Origin of the sequence: Halalkalibacter wakoensis JCM 9140 (genome assembly GCF_000513095.1) — a bacterium.
Lineage (GTDB): Bacteria > Bacillota > Bacilli > Bacillales > Bacillaceae_D > Halalkalibacter > Halalkalibacter wakoensis.
In genome coordinates this window covers 1-16452 of sequence record NZ_BAUT01000012.1, presented here as the reverse complement: position 1 = coordinate 16452, position 16452 = coordinate 1, and the positions used below count along the sequence as shown (strand labels likewise).

The 16452-nt window shown below is 36.9% G+C and carries 12 protein-coding genes and 2 pseudogenes; 4 read left to right on the top strand and 10 right to left on the bottom strand.

Features of this window, described 5'->3' with window-relative positions; translation table 11 throughout:
* Positions 1-52: 52 nt before the first annotated feature.
* Positions 53-756 (bottom strand): annotated as a pseudogene (gene chbG, locus JCM9140_RS25065) (chitin disaccharide deacetylase).
* 185 nt (positions 757-941) lie between these two features.
* Here chbG and JCM9140_RS07100 point away from each other — a divergent pair.
* A complete protein-coding gene (locus JCM9140_RS07100) occupies positions 942-2561 on the top strand; it encodes an outer membrane protein assembly factor BamB family protein (RefSeq protein WP_081727603.1) in 1620 nt (539 codons plus the stop codon).
* A 90-nt stretch (positions 2562-2651) separates the two neighbouring features.
* Positions 2652-3365, top strand: coding sequence for a lipase family protein (locus tag JCM9140_RS07095; protein ID WP_034744316.1), 714 nt, complete (start codon positions 2652-2654; stop codon positions 3363-3365).
* Between the two features lie 104 nt (positions 3366-3469).
* On the opposite strand, the gene JCM9140_RS07090 is transcribed toward JCM9140_RS07095, so the two are convergent.
* Positions 3470-5185: a putative bifunctional diguanylate cyclase/phosphodiesterase gene (locus tag JCM9140_RS07090; RefSeq protein WP_034744313.1), complete on the bottom strand. Its 1716-nt coding sequence runs from the start codon at positions 5183-5185 to the stop codon at positions 3470-3472.
* A gap of 175 nt (positions 5186-5360) precedes the next feature.
* Here JCM9140_RS07090 and JCM9140_RS23665 point away from each other — a divergent pair, with 175 nt between their 5' ends.
* Positions 5361-5501 carry a hypothetical protein gene (locus JCM9140_RS23665; protein WP_166485455.1) on the top strand — a complete coding sequence of 47 codons (141 nt, stop codon included), beginning with the start codon at positions 5361-5363 and terminating at the stop codon, positions 5499-5501.
* Between the two features lie 254 nt (positions 5502-5755).
* Here JCM9140_RS23665 and JCM9140_RS07085 read toward each other — a convergent pair whose 3' ends face one another.
* The 3 genes from JCM9140_RS07085 to JCM9140_RS07075 form a co-directional block, all read right to left on the bottom strand.
* Positions 5756-7309 (bottom strand): aspartate:alanine exchanger family transporter, encoded by a 1554-nt coding sequence (locus JCM9140_RS07085; RefSeq protein WP_235715301.1) that lies wholly within the window; start codon positions 7307-7309, stop codon positions 5756-5758.
* Between the two features lie 214 nt (positions 7310-7523).
* Positions 7524-7865 carry an IDEAL domain-containing protein gene (locus tag JCM9140_RS07080; protein ID WP_034744310.1) on the bottom strand — a complete coding sequence of 114 codons (342 nt, stop codon included), beginning with the start codon at positions 7863-7865 and terminating at the stop codon, positions 7524-7526.
* Between the two features lie 171 nt (positions 7866-8036).
* The gene (locus tag JCM9140_RS07075) at positions 8037-9230 is read right to left on the bottom strand and encodes an MFS transporter (protein ID WP_052002126.1); all 1194 of its coding nucleotides are present in this window, start codon (positions 9228-9230) and stop codon (positions 8037-8039) included.
* Positions 9231-9415: 185 nt separating this feature from the next.
* Between JCM9140_RS07075 and JCM9140_RS07070 the strand changes: the two genes are divergently transcribed.
* Positions 9416-9835, top strand: a complete 420-nt coding sequence (locus JCM9140_RS07070; protein WP_034744307.1) for an ATP--cob(I)alamin adenosyltransferase — start codon at positions 9416-9418, stop codon at positions 9833-9835.
* A 174-nt stretch (positions 9836-10009) separates the two neighbouring features.
* On the opposite strand, the gene JCM9140_RS07065 is transcribed toward JCM9140_RS07070, so the two are convergent.
* From JCM9140_RS07065 to JCM9140_RS23065, 5 genes and pseudogenes are all read right to left on the bottom strand, one after another.
* Positions 10010-11470, bottom strand: coding sequence for an aldehyde dehydrogenase (locus JCM9140_RS07065; RefSeq protein ID WP_034744304.1), 1461 nt, complete (start codon positions 11468-11470; stop codon positions 10010-10012).
* Positions 11471-11628: 158 nt separating this feature from the next.
* Entirely contained in the window at positions 11629-13350 is a 1722-nt protein-coding gene (locus tag JCM9140_RS07060; protein WP_034744301.1) for an ABC-ATPase domain-containing protein, read from the bottom strand.
* Between the two features lie 114 nt (positions 13351-13464).
* Positions 13465-14793: a globin-coupled sensor protein gene (locus tag JCM9140_RS07055; RefSeq protein WP_052002124.1), complete on the bottom strand. Its 1329-nt coding sequence runs from the start codon at positions 14791-14793 to the stop codon at positions 13465-13467.
* Between the two features lies 1 nt (position 14794).
* Positions 14795-16186, bottom strand: coding sequence for a PAS domain-containing sensor histidine kinase (locus JCM9140_RS07050; protein WP_235715300.1), 1392 nt, complete (start codon positions 16184-16186; stop codon positions 14795-14797).
* A gap of 24 nt (positions 16187-16210) precedes the next feature.
* Positions 16211-16408 (bottom strand): annotated as a pseudogene (locus JCM9140_RS23065) (response regulator transcription factor); the annotation flags it as partial.
* Positions 16409-16452 lie beyond the last annotated feature (44 nt).

Below are 16452 nucleotides of genomic sequence, written 5' to 3'. Positions count from 1 at the left end.
AAGATGAATATACATACAAGATTCATAGGTTTATCCCTTACAACTTATTTAGTCACCTTAGCTTCATATTTACATTTGCCGGCACCTTCCATGTAGTTAATACATCAAGCTCCAAAATCCTTTCCATATTATAAGACGATTGTAAAATATGAGTGTCCATATAAGCAGGATGCGTCATGATTTCAATTCGATCTCCGTCTTTAGATTCCTTTACTATTTGATCTAAAGTTGCAATACTCGCTCCTTCTTTATAAAAGTCTAGAATTAAATAGTCAGTGTATGGTCGAGCTTTTTTACGCAAAGGATACGTCCTAACAGGCACATTATATTCTAACGCCAATGTTTCAAATAAATCGCTTAGCTTTTCGTTCATATGTACATGATGATGCTATCAAAATGACTTGCCTTTAATCCAGAAGAATAAAATCGATCAATTTGCGCTCGCCACTCTTTTTCAACTTCTTTTAGATCCATCTCACTATTAAACAATACATCTGGTTTTCGAAAGAATTTCCCTTCGTCGGTTATAATCGTTTTTAGCCCCTTGCTCAGCGGAATCCCACATGTTAAAACGAGATGAATCCCCACATGTAGGCTTGGATTTTCTTTCGCTTGTAAGATCGCATGCTCCGTACCAGGCATATTCATCATCATGGTAGCCGAATTAACCACACCATATTTGTGAGCATCGATAATACCATGATTCACTCCTCTGCTATACCCAAAATCGTCAGCATTACATACGATAGTAATCATACTGATCAGCCTCCTTTTTCGTTTGGTTATCACTCAATCCCCTACTCTCATACTAGACCAATTTAGCCATCTAGCCTGAACGAAGTAAAAATATTTTTTTTGCTTACATGTTCCGCCATTTTTTTCAAATCATTTTGAATATGATGGATGTGTAACAATGTTCGTCTAGAAAGCGAGGGAGCTTTTTGAAATCTTTTTTCTTTCTTATTATGTTTAGTTGCACCTTCTTATTAACAAGCTGCACTCACTCCTCTATTTCTACTACCATATTAGCAGATTCATTTATCTCAGCTAGAGATCATTCAACCAGATTAACAAATCAGCCTTTTAAATCTGTTCGGGATGCTTATATTTACAAGCCAATTATTTTGCAGAAAGAACCAATTCCTACCCTGTCCTATCAAGTCCATTCAGAGATTCCTGTAGTTGAAGATTCTTTCTTGTTTCCTGAATCTTACACTGAATTACCTGGAATTTATACATTTAGAGGAAATCATTTAAGAACTGCTCCAGCATATGGCACATTTCATACTAAAACGTTAGAACTAGCATCCAGTTGGACCTTTCAAACCAATTCTCACCATAAATGGGGTGGTGGGGCTGGTTGGACGGGGCAGCCAAGCATTGTAAAGTGGGATCAAGACATGCTTGAAATGATGAACGTCTATAAGGAATTTAAAAAGAAAGACAATCTTGTTGAAGTCATTTACGGTTCATTAGATGGTTCAGTCTACTTTTTAGACTTAGAAACAGGAAAGAAAACACGAGATTCTATTTATATTGGAGGTCCCATCAAAGGCTCTGTAACGATTGACCCTCGTGGCTATCCTCTTCTTTATGTAGGTCAAGGCATACCTGATCATTCACCAATTGGGTATCGAATTTTCAGCTTATTAAATGGTGAGATGCTTCACTTTATTGAAGGCATTGATTCAAAGGCTTACCGAAAATGGGGAGCTTTTGACGGGTCAGCTCTGATTAATCGTGAAACAGATCAATTAATTATAGCAGGAGAAAATGGTCTCTTTTACAAAATCACGTTACACACACAATTTGACAAAGAAGCCAGAACCATATTAGTAGAACCTAAAACGGTTAAGTGGAGTTACCAAATTGACGGTAACCCGTACCAAGGTATCGAAAATTCCGTTTCCATTTATAAAAATATTGCCTATTTTGCAGATAATGGTGGTAGTGTTATTGCCTTAGACTTACAAGATATGCAGCCTATATTTGCTCTGCCAAAAACAGATGACACCGACGCAACCATCGTCATTGAACCCGAACAAGATATTCCGATGATTTATACAGGTACAGAAGTAGATCATCAAGGATCTAAAGGAAATGCTCTAATTCGAAAAATCCATGGCCTAACAGGAAAAGTCATGTGGAAGACAGACTATCCCGCCTATTCCATACCTGATGTTAATGGAGGCGTCCTAGCGACGCCAATTATCGGTAAAAATGATATAAGTGAGCTCGTCATTTTTTCGATTGCTCGCTATAACACCCTACAAAGTGGTCTGTTAGTGGCTCTTAATAAAGAGACAGGCGAAGAAATATGGAAGAGGGAATTAGATCATTATGCATGGTCATCACCTATTGATGTATATTCCGAGGAGGGGACGTCTTACATCGTTCAAGCCGAATCAGCAGGTAACATCCACTTTATCGAAGGATCCTCTGGAAAAATCCTAGACACAATTCACCTTAATTCCAATATTGAAGCAACTCCAGCTATATACGAAAACAAAATCGTTGTTGCAAATCGTGGAGGAGAAATACATTGTGTCGTAATTCAATAAAGAAATGTAGGAAATTAGCACGTCTTATTTGAGTCGTTATTGGTGATTCGCACATATGGTAATGTATCAGCATGAACAGGAGGAACCAATATGACAACAACTTTTAAGAAACAGCTTCCATTATTTTTAGGAAATTGCTGCTTACAAACATATATGCAATATGAAAACGAAGGTGACTTTACGATTCCAAAAGGCTTCTCTCTTCTAAAAAGTTTCAAAGCAAACGCCATCGGATTTAAAGAATGGTTCGGATTTATTATCGAATCAAAGAAAAGTGTCATTATTGCTTTTCGTGGTACAGACTCAAACCCAGATTGGATTGTCGATGCTGAAGTAGCACAAATGAGTTTTCCATACACGAAAGATGAAAATGAAGTTCATGAAGGGTTTTGTTCAATTTACGAATCATGCCGTGAAGAAATTCTGGATACGGTGGATCAAATTCCATTAAAGAAAACGATTTATGTTACAGGTCATAGTCTGGGTGCTGCTTTAGCAACGTTATGTGCTTACGACATCTCTAAACACGGCTTTAACGTATCTCTTTATAATTATGCGAGCCCGAGAGTTGGAGATGCAAAATTTGCAAAGGATGTTCATCAGTCACTTCATGAATGCTTCCGATTTGTGAATGTTTACGATATAGTACCACTATTGCCTCCTGAGTCGATTTACAGTCCGTTAACCGATCAAACTTATAGTTATCACCATATAAAAGATGCCTACACATTTGGCATTCAAACAGATTCACTTGCTGGCAATCATAGTATTTATACTTATTTAAAAGGAGTAAAAGACTTCTAAATAAAAAATAAGAAGCTAACTTGACGTTGATCCAAGTTAGCTTCTTATTTTTATGGATAAGTAAGTTCGTACTTTTAAAAAAGGGCCACTTTTTGGACAGCAATTCACTTCGTTAATGCTTCAAAACGAAACAAGTAACGAAGAAACTCCTGTGCTTTTAATGGCTTGCTAAAAATATACCCTTGCCCTTTTTGGCAGTTTTGTTGTTGCAAATAGGTTAATTGCTTTTCTGTTTCAATCCCTTCTGCAATCACAGTAAAATGTAAATTGTGTCCCATATTAATAATGGTATTAACGAGTACTTCTCCGTCGGAATCTAATTCACTTATAAACGATTTATCTATTTTTATCGTATCAACTGGTAAATGTTTGAGATAGCTTAATGATGAATACCCTGTTCCAAAATCATCAATGGATATGTTCACTCCTAGATCCTTAAGTTGCAGCAATACTTTTCGAGAAACTTCCACATTAAGGAGAACTCCTTCTGTAATTTCGAGTTCTAAACAGGAAGGATCAAGGTTCGTATCGTTTAGAATAGCTTCTACGTCTCTTACAAATTCTTGATCTCTAAATTGCACTGGTGATACATTCACGGAAAGCTTCTTCAACGGAAACCCAAGATCTTTCCAATCCTGTACCTGTTTACAGGCTGATCGAAGAATCCAATTTCCAACAGATATAATCTGACCTGTTTCTTCTAATAAAGGGATAAACTCCGTTGGAGGTACAAAACCAAATTTTGCATTATTCCATCTTAATAGGACTTCTGCCCCTTCCGTTACGTTTGTTTCTAGGTTAACAAGCGGTTGATAAACAAGGAAAAATTCATTCAAATCAAGCGCCTGCTCCATTTCCCTTTGCAACAAATAATAGCGTTCCATCTCTAAGCTTTGTTTTGGTGTACTAAAACTATAGGAGCTACCATTTTGTTGCTTCGATTTATACATTGCATGGTCAGCTTCTTTCATTAAACCTTCAATAAATTCTTGATAATTCTTATGACTCTTTCGAACATAATCAACACTTACACCAATACTTGCTGAAACCTCAATTTTATGATTGCGAATATAAAAAGGGAAGGATAATTGATTGATTATGTTTTGTATAACAGAAAGCACTTCTTGCTTACTCTCAATTTGGTCAAGGATTAAAACGAATTCATCTCCACCTTGACGTGTAATGAAATCTTTTTCGCTCAATACACTATTAAGGCGTTCTCCAACTTGTTTTAGCAACAGATCTCCAATTGTGTGACCGTATTGATCATTAATAGCCTTAAATCGATCCAAATCTAAAAATACAATCGCTATTTGGTCATCGATTTTTCTACCTATATCTATTTCACTGACCCACTTATTCAACTTATTTCGATTCGGCAACAATGTAAGTGGATCAAAATAGGCCATGTATTGCATGTTTTTTTCAATTTCTTTTCGACGTGTGATATCATGACGGATTGAGACAAATTGATATGGAACTCCTTCTTCATTTAAAAATGGAACAATCGTGGTGTCGACCCAATAAAGTGCACCGTCTTTCGCTTTGTTTTGAAACTCCCCTTTCCACACTTCTCCTTTTGTAATCGTTTCCCATAGTTTTTTCATAAAATCCTTGTCGTGATAACCTGAATTAATGAGCCGGTGCGTTTTTCCAATTAATTCTTCTCTACTATATTTAGAAATTTCACAGAATTTATCATTAGCAAATTGGATGATCCCTTTTTCATCCGTAATGGCAACAATTGAAGATTCATTCAGCGCCGATTCTATGTCTTTCAACTTTTTTAATGCATGACTAAGTTCAGCCTCCAAACTCATATTGTCCCCTCATTTCCCAGTTAAATATGATTTTAATTGTACAATATGGTATTGTTTTCCGGTGTGATAAAGATCACAGTATTTTCCTGGATCTATTGAAGTCATTACGTACAAAATGTGTATGAAACGTTTAATTCAGTAATTTTTTACGTAAAGTAAAAAAGAGGTGATCAAGATGAGAAAAAATAAAGCGATATCAGGAACAGATATCGACGAGGTAAAACGCCTAAACGCACAATCAGGCCTTTCTTACAATGAAGCTAAAAAAATGCTAGCAAAGAAACATGGATTTTTAGTTCAATCCCATGAAAAATAAGGTCGTCTTAACTAATTAACGACCTTATTTTTCACTTGTATATTTCTAACTTATTGTTAAAAAATAAAAAAGACCTTATCAATGTTAGGAGGATTACAATCATGATCGATAGTGCTGATGCATTGTTACTTATTACGTTTGGAGTGTTTCTAGTCATTTGTATTAGTCTAGCTATATGGGTGAGCAAGAGAAAAAAATCTAATTAAAAGATTATAAAAAGAATGGCAAAAGTTGCGCAGCAATGGCCACAAAGATCAAGGCAAATGGTAGGCAGCTGCGTACGCAATGGAAGGATCTTCAGAGTCAATCAATTGATTGACTGCACCAAGCCCAGGTGTACTGGTCAATCCACCACAAAGTGCTCCTAAGGAATGGACCATGCTAAGCTTAAATAGTTTTCTTGCAATGAAAAAGCCAGCTACAATTGGAACAATGGTAATAAAAGCCCCACCAACAAGTAGGCTCATACCCTCCTGTTGAATGACATCAACTATACCTTGTCCTGCCGTAGTTCCTGCACCTGCTAGAAACAAGACTAAACCAATGTCACGAACAACCTGATTGGATGGTTGAAAAAACCGTGCTCTTATTGGACCAATTCTCCCAAAGTGTCCTATCAGCAATGCAGCAAATAATGGTCCCCCTGCTACACCAAGTGTAATAGTACCTAAGAAAGGAATATGAACTGGAACCATTCCAATAAGAATCCCAATTAACAATATTAAGCTTAGTGAAAAAATATGAACATTCGTTACTGTTAATGCTTTTTTCGTAAACAACTTTTCAACAGAAACTAAGCGATCTTCACTGCTCACTAAACTTAAAATATCGCCTCTTTCTAAACGCCATTTTGGTCTCTGATTAAATTCAAATCCGCCGCGTTCAATCCGTGTTACAGTAACTCCGTACATCCTTCTAAGCTGCAATTCCTTAATGGTCTTGCCAATTATTTCCTCAGAGTCCACTATCACTTTCTTTAATTTTACATGATCTGAATTCGTAAAATCAGATGTAACTTCTTTTCCTATTTCCCTACAGAACTTTTTTAAGTCATCTGGTAGTCCTACAGCAACGAGCCGATCCCCCGTTAAAATAACCGTATCATTTAATGCAATAATGTTTCGGTCACCGCGAATAACCCGGCTAATGACAACAGATTTGTACTTCTTAAAATCAAGTTCCTTTAAAGTTCGTTTGTTGATTTGCAAATTTGTCACTTCAATCGTTCTTACTTCTGGCGATCCTTCCGTTTTAACGGGGTCAGCTGTTTCTTTCAAATCTCTTACCAAATCAATTTTTAACAATCGCGGTAACAGCTGAACGAACAAAACAACGGCTATTACCCCAAAAGGGTACGCAATCCCATACCCAACAGATGCTAATGGATCATTCGTAGCTTGTAAGGCAGCCGCAAGCCCAGGTGTACTCGTTAAAGCCCCAGTCATTAAGCCAATGCTAAGTGCCGGTGACAAATTAAATAGATATGAGATAATAACTGTTGTAATCGTTGCAATGAGAACAATGATCAAACCAATCACGCCAAAAACAACACCACTTGTACGCATCATCCTGAAAAAGCGAGGACCCGCCTGCAATCCAACGGCAACAATGAATAAGCTCAAGCCTAAATTTTGCACCGTTCCTGAAATTTCATAACCAAAGTGCCCAAAGATCATCGCGACCAATAGAACACCGGATGTTCCTAGGCTTAGTCCTCTGATTTTAGCCTGTCCAAGAAGAGAGCCTAAAAATAGAATAACAAATAATAATAACAGCGGTTCTTCAAGGAGTGAGATAACCAAGTTCACCACATTCCCCCCTACTTTTTCAAAAAGTTTACTATTATTATACCCAATAATGTACGAGAAACGCTCTTTCTTGCTCAATAATTCACAATACTGACTAGAATGAAACTGCCCCTTGGAAAGTACATTGTAAAAATGAATGGAAGGACAGACACTAAATTAGGGGCAGGCCGTTAATGGGCAATTTCTAATTCATGTTGGATTTCAGAAGAGAATTCTAAATTCCTCTTTTGATAAACGAGATAATGTTTTGTTTTCGTTTTAGCTTTTCCGAAAGTTCTATAAACCAGTCTTTATCTCTAGTTGACAAAGCTAGGTCAATCAAATTCAACAGCTCTCCTTCAGAATAAGAAGTTAGCATCTCTTGTTTTTCCATGTCTCTTTTCTCAATTCGGATCGTTCTTCCAACAAACCCACTATTGTCACTAAACATGACTCTAACACGCACCAACGGATTATAAGGTTCAAAACTTTCTAGATAACCGTGAACCCATTCCTCGTTTCTTGTTCTCCCTTTAACCCAGTCACCTACTTTGAACTCACTATTGCTTGTGTCCACCGCTATTCACCAACCTTTGTCAAACCTATTTTGGCACTGGTTGCTTCTCTCGACTAAATGTGGAATGACTCTACCATCAAAGACCTTGAGCATTATCATTATATTCAAGATTGCCATGAATTCCTGGGCTAATGGACATATTTCCTTCATTCTTCTATAACTAAGTTTGGTTTACCCGTTCATATTTTCAATTTTCTCCGTTGTTTCATTATCTTTTTTATTCATTTTTTGAATGGCAAATATAAGAACACATATATAGATAAAAGCTGAAAAATAAAATTCAGCAAAAGGACGGTAGTTATATAACATCGTGCCAATAATTGGACCAGCTGCCATTCCTCCATAGCGTGAAAAATTATATAAACCAATAGCTGTTGCTCGTTTTGCGACAAACGTATTGACCAAAAGGGTTGTTTGAACAGGTGAAGATAGTCCCATACATAAACCAAAAAAAGATATAGAGACAAGTAACCAACCAATTGATACATTAGCTATGGCTATATAGAACAATGTTGCTATAATGGTGAACGTAGTTGACGTTAGCAAAAGTTTATACTTTGACACATATTCTTGTACTCGACCACCACTCCAATTTCCAATTACAACAGCTAATGTTAAAAATAAAAACACACCACCCGTTTGAACGGCAGTTAGCAAATATCGCTCTTGCAACAGGTGTGGAAGAAAAACGATAAACTGATAATACGTATAATATTGAATAAACGCTAGTAATACGATTGCAGATCCAATTTGATTACTCGTAATAGTAGCAAAGTCCCTAATCTGAAAACGCTGACCTGTTGTCTTCTTTGTTTTTGTCTCTTTTAGAAAATAAATATTTACTACAAGCAACATAATTCCCAAAAATGATAAGAACCAAAATACATTTGTAAACGTTGTATATCCACCAATCAAACCACCAACCACCGGTCCTAGTACAGGTCCAAGCGATACAAACATTTGAAACGTCCCCATTGAACGGCCTAGCATTTTCCCTTCAAACAAATCTCCAATCACAGTTGTTGCAACAACCGAACCAGCTGCAATTCCTGAAGCTTGAATAGCCCGGAATAAGATGAGAGGCCAAATAGATGGAGCAAGTGCTGCACCAATTGAACCAACAATGTAAATCAAAATAGCTGGAATCAGGATCTTTTTTCGCCCAAAACGATCGACTAAAGGGCCATAAACCATTTGCATAAGCGCAAGAACTAATGTGTAAATTGAAATGGTTAAATTCACGACTAATTCTGTAGAACCAAAATGTTGTTGAACTTCTGGAATTAAAGGAACATAAATCGTCTGAGAAAAAGGGCCAAAGAATGCAACTAACGAAACGAAAAAAACGATCCATCTTTTGTTCAAGTCATTCATCACCTTTCTAGCAAAAAACGAAAGAATACATGATGTTCTTACATATGCAATTCATTTCTTACCTCTACGTATCTAGTATGATATAGTACTTTTACGTTACAAAACAGGACGTTCTCCCTTTATACGGTACAAAAGGGGATCAACAATATTTTTTTGCTTTTGTATAGAAAGGAGTCATTAGGCATGTCTTTACAAAAAAAAGTGTACTTTCTCAACAGCTAGTCGAAAAGATGATAGGCCAAGCCATTGAAAAAGCGGTTGAGTTAAACATTAAGGTAAGTGTTGCTGTGGTAGATGATGGCGGAAATTTATTTGGGTTCATGAGAATGGATGGTGCTAAGGTAATTCCAAGTAACATAGCCCAGAATAAAGCATATACGGCTGTAGGATTTGGTATATCAACAGCTGATTGGTATGACCGAATTAAAGACAAACCCGCCTTATTACACGGAATGGTCCACACCGATCGCATGACCATTTTTGGAGGTGGGCAACCCATTTATGATGGAGAAGATCTTATTGGTGGTATCGGAGTGTCTGGGGGGTCACAAGAACAGGACGATCTTTGCGCACTTTCCGCTCTTAGTGTTTTTTAAACTAAAAACAATTTCTGATTAGTAAAAGAATTGCGTAAAACGAAGGAACACCAAGCAGGAACTTTCTAGGCATTGGCTAAGATTTTAAATATCAAAACCTGTTTATAAACTTCTAGACATTAAACAGCACAAACCTCAGCATAGGTCTGTGCTGCTTTCTCATTTTTAGTTTTCTCACAGCTTGATACAAATGTTCTTCAATTCACTATAAAACTCAAAACTGTGCATTCCACCTTCACGACCAATCCCACTTTGCTTCATTCCACCAAACGGTGTCCTTAAGTCACGTAAGAACCACGTATTCACCCAAATGATTCCTGCTTCTACTTCGTTCGCTACACGATGTGCACGACGAAGATCGTTCGTCCAAATTGAAGCACTCAACCCGTAGTGAGAATCATTCACTTGTTCTAATACTTCTTCTTCTGTATCAAATGGGATAACCGTGACAACTGGTCCAAAAATCTCTTCACGTACACAACGCGAATCACGATCAAGGCCAGTAATGATTGTCGGCTCAATATAATACCCTTTTTCAAAGCCGTCTGGACGTCCTCCCCCTGTACGGATAATCCCTCCTTCTTCACGTGCTAAATCAAGAAACCCTAAAACACGATCGTAATGTTCCTTTCCAATCATAGCGCCAATCTTCGTTTTTTCATCAAACGGATCTCCTACAACAAGTTCCTTCGTTTTCGCAACAAACTTATCAACGAACTCGTCATAAGCTGCACGTTCTACGTAAATTCTCGATCCACATAAACAAACTTCCCCTTGATTAATGAAGCTTGATTTGATCGTTGTTTCTAACACTTCGTCAAGATCAGAGTCTGCAAAGATGATGTTCGGGTTTTTCCCACCTAATTCATAAGAAAGCTTTTTTAGTGATTTTGCGGCCGCTTTCATAATGGCAGTTCCTGTTGATGTTTCACCAGTGAACGTAATGGCATCTACATCCGGGTGTTCTGTAAGTGCTGCTCCCGCTGAGTTCGGACCAAAACCGTGAACGACATTAACGACACCATCTGGCACCCCTGCTTCTTTACAAATTTCAGCTAAAACCGTTGCTGTCATTGGTGTCCACTCAGCCGGCTTCATAACTGCAGTGTTTCCAGCTGCTAAACAAGGAGCTAATTTCCATGTTAAGAGTAGCATTGGCAAGTTCCATGGATTAATAAGGCCCACAACTCCAACCGGCTTACGAACTGCATAGTTAATGGCTACGTCATCGTGCTGATAGGCTTCCGTACCCATCGTTGTCATGTAATCAGCGAAGAAGTGGAAATTGTAAGCTGCACGCGGAATGTCAATCGTGCTTGATAACCAAATCGGTTTTCCAGTATCTAGTGACTCTAAACGAGCAAGCTCGTCTTTTCTTTCTAAAATTAAATCTCCAATTTTCCGAAGAACGTTTGAACGTTCTGTTAAAGGCATTGTCTTCCACGGACCATTTAAGGCTTCTTTAGCTGCGGCAACGGCTAGGTCAATTTCTTCTTTGCCACCTTCAGCAACAGATCCTAATATATTCTCATTTGCTGGATTTGTGTTAAGAAACGTTCTACTATTAGCTGAATCTACATATTTCCCATTAATAAAATGTCTACAGTCGATACCTGTTACTGTTATTGTGTCCATTTCAATACCCTCCAGTTAGTTTTGTTTTCTTTCTTATGTATACCTTACTTTATAGATGTACCATATAAAACACTAAAGTTCTCCTATAGGCAACAGATCGATTTTTTTCTCGATATTCTCATTTTTTTAGTAAAAAAAAGAAAGAACAGTTTCCCATCTCAACTGTTCTTTCTTACTTCGTAACCACACTGCAAACTACGTAATCGATTCAATGCTGCGGCGAGTTCAAACTTTCGCGGTTTTGCTAACTCACCAGGATGACCTGAGTGAATAGAAGCAAAGCATAATCCTTCCTTTTCAATCTTTTCTTCTAATAAAGACAACAACTGTTTGACTGTTATGTTCTTATTCAGAATACCGGTTCTTTCAATATATAATAAACTTTCTGCTATCATCCTTGTTTGACTCGCATCAACAATTTGTTCCACGTACTGCAAATTCATTTCGGAATGTCCAAATTGAATGTAATGCATAGAACGTACAGCTACTTTTTGTTTTGCCCCTTTTTGACTGGATAAACTCTTCGATAAGACAACACGATCATTAACAGACCCAAATCGAGTCCCACCTTCATTTTTTCTATCCGTTTGTATTAAAGCTGCGATCTTTTTTGCATCTTCGGTTACATCGTTTGGCACATATTGTTCCATCTTTATAATACGATCGGCTACATTAAAATAATCACCGGAACCTCCCATCACAAGGATGGTCGAAACATCAAGGTCATCTTTCAATAGACCAATTTTATCTACAAATGGTGTAATAGGTTCCGATTCCTTTGATATTAATGCCTGCATTCTTGCATCGCGAATCATAAAATTGGTTGCACTCGTATCTTCGTCTATTAATAAAGTTTTTGCTCCAGCCTCAAGCATTTCAATAATATTGGCTGCTTGTGACGTACTTCCACTAGCATTTTCACTTGTAAAACGCTCTGTATCTTTTCCATATGGTAATCTATTGATAAAAGGAGAAATCGTTACATTGGAGATACTCCGGCCGTCCTCCGCCCTGATTTTAACAGCTGCATCATCTGTAATGACATATTCTCTTCCATCTCCTTTTATATGATCGTAAACACCTTGTTCAATCGCTTGTAATAATGTTGACTTCCCATGATAGCCTCCACCAACAATTAAAGTAATTCCTTTTTTAATCGCCATACCTTTGATTGGATCTTGTAAATGAGGAACATCAATTTTGATCGTCAATGAATCGGGGCTTTTAAAGGGAACGACCTTTTTGGTAAGCGGCGTATCCTTCACACCACTTTCCCTTGGCAAAATCGATCCATTTGCAATGAAAGCAACTAACTCATTTTCGCGTAAATATTCCCTTATAAATTGTTGTTGATCTTGTAATTGAATAGCTTGTTCGATCTCACCTTTTTCTAATGCATAGACAGATCTTTCGATTACAGAAGGGATCACTTGAAACAAAAGGATTTCTGCTTCTTTTGCTAAAACACGTCTTCCGTTGGCAGGTAACCCAACTGACAAACAGAGCGTAATCTGCTCTTTCGAAATGTGAACGGCCGTCCTTTCAATTACTTTTTGATTCGGAGCATCAATTGAGACCATCCCACTTTTACCGGTTCCTTTTATTCGGTTGCGATTTTTCTCTAAGGCTCCTTGAATTTTTCTTGCAACAAGGTCTTCACAACGAATTCTTCGAGACTTGCTACTTGTCCAATTTTCATGTAGTACTGTTAGGTCACGTGGAATTATAACGCGGATTTTTGAGGGACTCGCAAAGGGATCCCCCTGTACATAATCAATCGATAGTTGAAATTGTTCAAATTGGTATGTTCCTTGTAAATCTTTATATGCCTTATATCCTTTTTGATCTATTTTTCTTATTTGTTCTTTTAATCGCTTCAAAGATTTTCCTCCCTATCTATTGGTCGCATTCTTCATCATACAAGTATATAACGACAAAAACAAAAGGGCTATGCAACAAAGAGACTCACATCCTCTTTTGCACATCCCTTGAATTTAAGCTAAATGATCTTGCACCTCTAAATCTTCAATTACCTTTACTAGTTTGTCTGCAGAAGCAGTCACCGTTTCTGAAGCCTTGTTTATTTCTTCTAGAACTTGGATTAATGTATCAATGTTTGATCCAATCGTTTGACCTTTGACATTAATCTCATCAATGTCCTTTAGAATCATATCAAAAAATTGATTCGTATCCTTTATATTTGTATTCCCCTCTTCAATTAAATTATTAATAACTAGAATGAGATCAGAAATAACCTTTGCTTGCTTTGTATTGTTTTCAATTAATCCAGACACTTTCCCAACAGATGTCGATGTGTTTTCAGAGAGCTTTCTAACTTCATTTGCTACAACGGCAAATCCCTTACCTTGTTCACCAGCTCTAGCAGCCTCTATCGCAGCATTAAGTGACAGTAGATTCGTTTGTTCCGCAATACCTTGAACAATTTCAACAATGTCTTTTATTTCATTTGAGTTTCTTTCAAAGTTGGTCATTTCGTTGTTAATTACTTTGATATGATTTGAAATGATATCCATTTTTGACGTTTGGTCTTCTAATCTCTCTTTTCCTTCCGTGGAATTTCCTTGAACTTGAGAGAGGGATTGATTATTATCTGTTATAATCTCTTTTATTTCAATTGCATTCGATGTGATTTCCTCTAAAGAAGCATTGGTCTCTTCTGAAATCGAAGCAAGTTCTTCTGAAGAACTACTGATTCTTGAAGCAATATCCATCCTCCCTTGTTGCAAAGCTAATGCGGATTGTTCACGAATGCGATCGGTTTCTTTTTCATATGATTCAAGAACCAATTGCTGCTCAAGGTTGAATATTTTTGTTGTTGCTAAAATGATTCTTTCCATCTCTGTTTGGTTTCGGATAACAACGGATAGTTTGTTAATAACCGAGCGAAGTAAATTTTGAAATGCAGCCATATACCATTTACTCTGCAATCCAATTCGAACATGAGCGTAGGCGATACGATGTCGTTGAGCAATATATTCATCATCAATAACGCCAGTAAACATCTCTTGTATATGTTGCTTTAACGTTAATTTCAATCGTTCAACCGAACTATTATCCTTTATTATTCTCTCTAACTCTGGTTGTTTTAATAATGTATGATAAAAATCATGAATGATGTCATCAATACTCTCTTCTATAAATGGTTTAATTAGTGCACAAATAGCTAGATCCTTAAGCGTAAAATTAATAAGGTCGATTTGTTCTAGGATCCTAGGATCGGAAACATCAATTTTAACATGGTCTTTTTTTTCCTCAATTCCTTTAAGCAGGACATTCTTTTTCTTTGACGAAAGAATTAGCAATCTATTTCTCTCCTTTTTCAATCAATGTAAACTTAGGGATGTTCAGTTCAATTTTTGTCCCTTTTCCTACTTCCGATTGTATTATTAAGTTGGCGCCGATTGAATCAGCACGTTCCTCCATGCTTGTTAAACCAACATTGCGACTGATTTCTTCTAAATTAAAACCTTTTCCTTTATCTATTATTGTCATGAATAAGTCATTGTCGTCTTCTCCAATGTGAACGGAGGCTTCTTTCACGTCAGCATATTTCCTAATATTTGTTAAGCTTTCTTGTGCAATGCGATAGATCGTTGTTTCAATATAGGGTTCCAGTCTTCTTGAAACCGCGCTCGTAAAAGTTACCTTTATATGGTAAAACTTAGAAAATCGAGTAATAAATGATCGTATTGCTGGTATCAAGCCCAAATCATCTAAAACGGACGGCCTCAGTTGCCATGAAATTTCTCGAATATCTTCAATTAAATTGGATATATCAGCTTCCACCTGATCTATAACTGTATTTTCACTAGTAGTGGACTTTAAATAATTCACATGAATGAGTAAACTATAAAGCTTCTGACCGATTTGATCGTGCAGCTCTCTCGACAAAAATCTCCTCTCTTCTTCCTGTAAGTTAATGACTTTCGTTAGTAGATTCTTCAGCTGCTCTTCAACCTTTTTCCTTTTCGTAATTTCGTTTCTGATGGCTAAATATTGGTAAGGGGTTTCGCCTCTTAAAAAAGGGACAATCGTCGTATCAACCCAATAATAAGAGCCATCTTTTGCTTTGTTCTTTATTTCACCTTTCCACACACGACCAGCTGAAATCGTTTTCCATAATTCTTGGAAAAATTGAAAAGAATGATGTCCAGAATTAATCATTCGATGAGTTTGCCCGATTAAATCTTCTTTACTATACTTGGAAATCTCACAAAATTTATCGTTTACATATGTGATAATGCCTTTAGGATTCGTAATCGCAACAATTGAAGATTCATCAATCGCAAATTTCAAATCATATAGTTCACCTAACGATTGCTGTAACACCTTCTCTAAATTAGTAAGTTTTATCTGAGACTGAACTAATAACTGATTCTCTGTCGAACGTTCCATTTGATTCTTGATCACAACCATATAAAACGACATATCGATTAAAGAAAAGGGGTATACATGGTAGCTTAAAACAATTGGTGCACCATTTTTTGTAATTCCGATTTTCCCATTATAAGCAGAAGAGTCTTTTCCTCCTGATGCAAATTCAGGAATGAGCATTGTAATGGGTTGTTCCATGACTTCCATACATGAATACCCAAATAGCTCTCCACACTTTATATTGCTTGATTGGATAAGACCGCCTTGATCTACAACAAGATGAGGTTCCTCTTCCTTAAGTGTGTATTGTTGTTGATTCACGATTATTTCACCTGCTTTTCGCTATTACGCTTCATACACTAAAAGTCCCTTTTTCACTGCATATTCTACTAACTCGGGTCTCGTCTTTAATTCAAGTTTCACCATAATATTTGATTTGTGGGTTTCAACTGTTTTAACACTAATAAAAAGTTGCTCTGCAATTTCTTTATTAGAAAACCCTTTTACAATGAACGTTAACACTTCTAGTTCTCTCTCTGTTAATTTTTAAGCTGTTAGTTTGATTTGATGACTGTCGATCATTCTCC

Excerpts from the sequence above, each read along its gene's own strand:
- JCM9140_RS07095 (WP_034744316.1), top strand. The coding sequence starts at position 2,652 with ATGACAACAACTTTTAAGAAACAGCTTCCATTATTTTTAGGAAATTGC.
- JCM9140_RS07090 (WP_034744313.1), bottom strand. The coding sequence starts at position 5,185 with ATGAGTTTGGAGGCTGAACTTAGTCATGCATTAAAAAAGTTGAAAGAC.
- JCM9140_RS23665 (WP_166485455.1), top strand. The coding sequence starts at position 5,361 with ATGAGAAAAAATAAAGCGATATCAGGAACAGATATCGACGAGGTAAAA.
- JCM9140_RS07065 (WP_034744304.1), bottom strand. The coding sequence starts at position 11,470 with ATGGACACAATAACAGTAACAGGTATCGACTGTAGACATTTTATTAAT.